Source organism: Ohtaekwangia sp. (genome assembly GCF_036568665.1).
Classification (GTDB): domain Bacteria; phylum Bacteroidota; class Bacteroidia; order Cytophagales; family Cyclobacteriaceae; genus Ohtaekwangia.
This window is the reverse complement of sequence record NZ_DATCSD010000101.1, coordinates 1-5,285: the sequence shown is the minus strand read 5'-3', so window position 1 is coordinate 5,285 and position 5,285 is coordinate 1. Positions and strand designations below refer to the sequence as shown.

Below are 5,285 nucleotides of genomic sequence, written 5' to 3'. Positions count from 1 at the left end.
AGCCGCGCCCGAAGTAAAGTATATAAATTTTTATGCTACCGGTTATGAATTGCCCTGGGGCCACCCGGAAACTTTTCAGGTAGATGAAAAGATATATAAGCTTGAAGGCTCGCGTGCTACACCGGATTTTTTCAAGATGTTTAATTACCCGGTAATTGCCGGTGATGGTGCTACTGCACTGAATGACCTGAGCAGTATTGCTATATCTCGCAAGATGGCAGAGATGTTTTTTGATACACCAGAGCAGGCTATTGGTAAAAGTATACGATACGAAAATCGTTTGGACTTTGTAGTAACGGCTGTGTTTGAAAACGTTCCGGCTATCAGCTCATGGAAATTCGACTTCCTGCTGAACTGGCAATCGCATATGACGCGGCTTGAATGGGCATCCGGACAGATACTCACTACGATACAGCTAGACGAAAATGCGGATGTAAAAGATGTAGAGAAAAAAATAAACCGTTATGTACAGTCGCAGCTCAGTAAAGATGAACCATTCAAGATTGTATTGGGTCTTCAGCCATTCAACGATATGTACCTGCGTGCCAATTTCGAGAATGGTAAACCTGCGGGTGGTCGCATAGAATATGTAGAGATCTTTACAGGCGTAGCAGTATTTATTCTGCTCATAGCGTGTATCAATTTTATGAACCTTTCTACAGCGCGATCAGTAAAGCGGGCTAAGGAAGTTGGTGTGCGCAAGGTAGTGGGTTCTTCACGTGCAGGGCTGGTTGGACAATTTTTTGGTGAGTCCATTGTGCTATCATTTTTTGCATTGATACTTTCGTTGTTGCTGGTACACGCTGCTCTTCCTGCATTCAACACCTTTACCGGTAAACAGATTGCTTCACCTGTAACAAACCCATCGTACTGGAGTATATTAGTAGGGTTGATGCTGATCACCGGACTGGTGGCCGGAAGTTACCCTGCTATATTTCTTTCATCGCTAAAGCCGGTGCGAATTTTGAAAGGTGTTATACGATTCACGCAAAGTGTATTGTGGTTTCGTAAAAGTCTGGCCGTATTTCAATTTGTAATTTCTATTGTATTACTGATCGTAACCATTGTTATATCTCGACAAACAAACTATATACAATACTCGCACCTGGGATACGATCGTGAAAACCTGGTCTATATACGTATAGAGGGCGACCTGTCGAAGCAAACTAATTATGAAGCATTTAAGGATCAGGCAGAGAAGATGCCCGGTATAACGCTGGTAGACCGCAGCAGCGAGGCACCACATGCTATGGGATTTGTAGTTGATGAAGACGAGGGTTTTATAGAGACATCGAATATGGACGATGATGCTATAAAATGGGAAGGTAAAGAACGTGGTGTATCAGTAGGATTTAACCCGGTGTCAGTAGGATTTGATTTTCTCAAGATCATGAATTTGAAAGTAGCCGAAGGTCGTGGCTTTGATCGTGCTGTTGCTACCGACTCTGCCGATGCATTTATGGTAAACGAAGAAGCTGTGAAACAAATGGGTTTGAAAGATCCCATTGGTAAATGGGTGTCTGCCTGGAACAAGAAAGGGCACATCATTGGTATACTGAAAGATTATCATACCAACTCGCTGCGCGAACCGATCAGGCCGTTGATTGTAGATGTAAAAGAGTACGAATACTTCGGAGTGATCATGGTTCGTACAGAAGCCGGTAAAACAAAAGAAGCACTGGCAAGCCTGGAGAAAGTATATAAAGGTATAAATCCTAACTATCCGTTTGCTTACCAGTTTCTCGACCAGGAGTATGATAAACTATATCGCAATGAACAGGTGATCACCAAGCTCTCCAATGGATTTGCTATACTGGCCATCATTATATCCTGCCTGGGACTTTTAGGATTGGTTATGTTCTCGGCTGAGCAACGCACCAAAGAGTTTGGTATACGCAAAGTATTAGGCGCTAACGTATCCAACATCGTGACATTGTTATCGCAGGATTTTCTGAAGCTTGTGTTAGTTTCCTTTTGCATAGCAGCACCCCTCGCAGGATATGCCATGTATAAATGGCTGCAGAGTTTTGCGTTTCGTATAGACCTCTCGTGGTGGATATTTTTAGCCGCAGGAGGTGTAGCATTATTGATTGCGCTGTTAACGATCTGTGTGCAGGCTATACAATCGGCAATAGCCAACCCGGTGAAGTCGTTACGTTCCGAATAATAATTAGTAGCCAATCATGGGTTGATTGATTGAAAGAGCGGGAGCCCTGCAGCTACTTGACAGTGTTCCCGCGATTTCTTCTCGAGCCCTATATATAGAGTTTTATCAATGGCATGCGTTACAGGTTAACGTGTGCCATTGTTCGTTATAGGCAAGGCTTATTACCGAATCATGTTACGACAATTTTGACTTCCTGCAGTATGTCGTAATTCACCCTACAAAATGTCGCTTTTACACAACGCGAAGCCCGATATGCGGCCGTACCTTAGCATCATCAAACACACCAATCCTGAGTATATATGAAAAAAGGAACGGAAAAAGTTACAACAGTCGATCAATACATGGCTACTGTACCCGATGCAGTATTACCTGCAGTAGAAAAACTTCGCCAGGCAATCCGCTCGGCTGCGCCAAAAGCAGAAGAAGTGATCAGCTATCAGATACCTGCCTATAAATATAATGGCATGCTGGTAGGTTTTGGTGTAGCACAAAATCACATTGGCTTTTATGTGATGAGTAAATCTATTCTCGAGTCTTTCACAAAAGACATTCAGAAATATAGTATCGCTACCGGCACGATACGATTCCCGATGGATGAACCTATACCGGTTGCCCTGGTGAAAAAAATTGTAAAGGCGCGCATTGATGAGAATACTGCACTCAAGGCAAGTAAACTAAAGAAATAACAACATACCCTATATATAAACATAAAGATTATGGAAACTGTAAAAATTGAAGCTACCAAAACACCTTCTAATGTTGCACTCTGGTCGGGCCGCATTATCAGCTGGCTCTGTATACTCTTTTTATTAGCCGATGGGATTATGAAAATTTTCAGAGAGTCACATCACGTGCAAGGCACCACGCAATTCGGATTTTCCGACAGCTTTGTGCAGCCACTCGGTATAATACTTACTGCCTGTACAATTTTCTATATTATTCCGCGCACCGCTATTCTGGGTGCTATACTCTTAACCGGATATCTCGGAGGAGCTACCGCTACCATGGTGCATGCCCACATGCCGGTATATTTCTCTCTCTCATTTGGTGTGTTGGTATGGGCCGGCCTATATCTCCGCGATAGCAAATTGCGTACATTGATACCGTTGCGCAAAGACGAAGCTTAAAGAGTAAGCTAAAAGTATAAAGCGTAAAGTAGAAAGTGGTGTTTTTACTTTCAGTTTTACGCTTTAAGCTTTCTGCTATTGTTCCGGCAGCTTGTAGCCAGCAGCCTGTAGCTATACAAGCACCGTTCCGCCATCCACTACTATATTTTGCCCTGTGCCAAATTGTTGTTTCATCAGGTATAGAAAAGTTTGTGCTATATCTTCAGCTTCGCCTACACGTTTTACCAATAGCGAATTGCCTACGTTGGTATATAAACTTTCACGATCGGCAGGTGTCATGCTGTTCCACAGGTTGGTTTTTACTACACCGGGCACTACGCTGTTTACACGTATAGGTGCAAGCTCTACTGCCAATGCACGAACCAATCCTTCCATCGCACCACATATACTCGATGCGATACTCCAACCGCTGCCGGGTCTGGTGCTGGCAATGCCGCTGGTGAGGCTGATCGATCCGCCTGCGTTAATATAGGGCGATGCATATTTTACAGCAGCCAGTGCTCCCCAATAACGAAGGTTGAAAAATTCACGTGCTTTGTCGAGTTGGAGATCGGCTATACTATTAAGTGTAAGATTTTCGCCTGCGGTATAGATGAGATGATCGAACTTGCCGGTGGCCACAAAAAAATCTTTAATGTTTTTTTCATTGCTGAGATCTATAGCATAGCCTGTGCTTCCGGCAGGAAGTTCCAGCAGCGCCTGGTCAACCCGTTGTTTGTTGCTGGATACAACACTTACCTGCGCGCCTTCTGCGGCAGCAGCTTTTGCAGCGGCAAGTCCGATTCCCGAAGTTCCGCCTAATACAATTACTTTTTTACCGGCCAATGATCTGTTTTGATTTTCCATACGTCTTTGTTTTTGTTGACACAAAGTTCTGATGAGAAAATCCGGCAGCGCTTACCAAATGGTAAAAAGCAATTTTGTGAAAGGCTATTACTCGTCCAGCAGATTTTTGCGTATGCGGCTCAGTGACTGTGGCGTGATCTCCAGGTAAGAAGCTATATCCTGTAGCGGAACACGCAGTGCTATATCCGGCTGCAGTGTCATGAACAACTTATAGCGTGATGCAGAATCTTTTCCGAGGTAGCTGTTTCTGATCTGTATTTTGTCGAGCAGCCGTTGTTGTGTAATGCGATCAATAAGAGTTTTCATATAGGGTAATCTCTCATATAATACGAGCAGCTCTCTTCGGTTTACGGCAAGTACTTCTGCATCGCAGGCGGCAATGATATTTTCGTAAGCAACCAGGCCATTCTCAAAACTGTTGAGGATGGTACAGAACTGGTTCTCTTTTACAAAGTAGTGTGTTACATCTATACCTTTTTCGTTGGTGATCGTGATTTTCAATACACCCGAGCAGATGAAGAACATGTCGTTACAAACTTTGCCACCCGTAAAGAGATAGTCACCTTCTTTAAAAGAGCGCGGTGTAAAAGCATCACCAATCAATACTCTGTCTTCTTCCGGGATCGGTGTCTGCGATAGTAAGTAAGCGATCAATGCATTGTTCATAACGTAACCAAAAATACAAGATATAGATCAATCGCGTTAAACGATCTGTAAAAGGATTTCGCGCAGGGGCTTCATAACCTGTTCGATAAAGCTTGTATGAAAGAGCAACGGCATAGGTATAACAAGCCATCCAAGCACCCAGATGTGTGAAGCAATGCGATCGGCAATGATCTTTTGTACGATCAACGACTTGTTTTCAAGATACATCAATATTCCATGAAGGGTAAAATAGAGCATGGGCATTCCGTAACCCGCCTTTACGGGGAAGGATATAGCGATTTCGTGTAATATACCTGACAGGAGGAATGACGCCAACATGGCTGTTGTTACGCCAAAACGTTTCAAAGGTTTATAAGCAATCAAAGCAGTCATTTCAGAGAAAGCGAGATTCCAGCGCTTGCCCCAAAATTCTTTCAGCGATCGTGATTTATACGGAGCACGAAACAGTTCACGAACATCTACTCCGGATATTCTCCAGA

The 5,285-nt window shown here is 43.6% G+C and carries 6 protein-coding genes; 3 read left to right on the top strand and 3 right to left on the bottom strand.

Annotated features, from left to right (window positions below; genetic code table 11):
- The 3 genes from VIN08_RS05395 to VIN08_RS05385 all read left to right on the top strand — a co-directional run.
- The coding region (locus tag VIN08_RS05395) for an FtsX-like permease family protein (RefSeq protein ID WP_331961367.1) at positions 1 to 2,167 on the top strand (2,167 nt) is incomplete at its 5' end.
- A 299-nt stretch (positions 2,168 to 2,466) separates the two neighbouring features.
- Positions 2,467 to 2,853: an iron chaperone gene (locus tag VIN08_RS05390; RefSeq protein WP_331961364.1), complete on the top strand. Its 387-nt coding sequence runs from the start codon at positions 2,467 to 2,469 to the stop codon at positions 2,851 to 2,853.
- A 30-nt stretch (positions 2,854 to 2,883) separates the two neighbouring features.
- The gene (locus VIN08_RS05385) at positions 2,884 to 3,294 is read left to right on the top strand and encodes a DoxX family protein (RefSeq protein ID WP_331961361.1); all 411 of its coding nucleotides are present in this window, start codon (positions 2,884 to 2,886) and stop codon (positions 3,292 to 3,294) included.
- Positions 3,295 to 3,405: 111 nt separating this feature from the next.
- Here VIN08_RS05385 and VIN08_RS05380 read toward each other — a convergent pair whose 3' ends face one another.
- The 3 genes from VIN08_RS05380 to VIN08_RS05370 all read right to left on the bottom strand — a co-directional run.
- On the bottom strand, positions 3,406 to 4,140 hold the full coding sequence (locus VIN08_RS05380) for an SDR family oxidoreductase (protein WP_331961358.1): 735 nt from the start codon (positions 4,138 to 4,140) through the stop codon (positions 3,406 to 3,408).
- Between the two features lie 87 nt (positions 4,141 to 4,227).
- Positions 4,228 to 4,806 carry a Crp/Fnr family transcriptional regulator gene (locus VIN08_RS05375; RefSeq protein WP_331961355.1) on the bottom strand — a complete coding sequence of 193 codons (579 nt, stop codon included), beginning with the start codon at positions 4,804 to 4,806 and terminating at the stop codon, positions 4,228 to 4,230.
- 36 nt (positions 4,807 to 4,842) lie between these two features.
- The coding region (locus VIN08_RS05370) for a membrane bound O-acyl transferase family-domain-containing protein (protein ID WP_331961352.1) at positions 4,843 to 5,285 on the bottom strand (443 nt) is incomplete at its 5' end.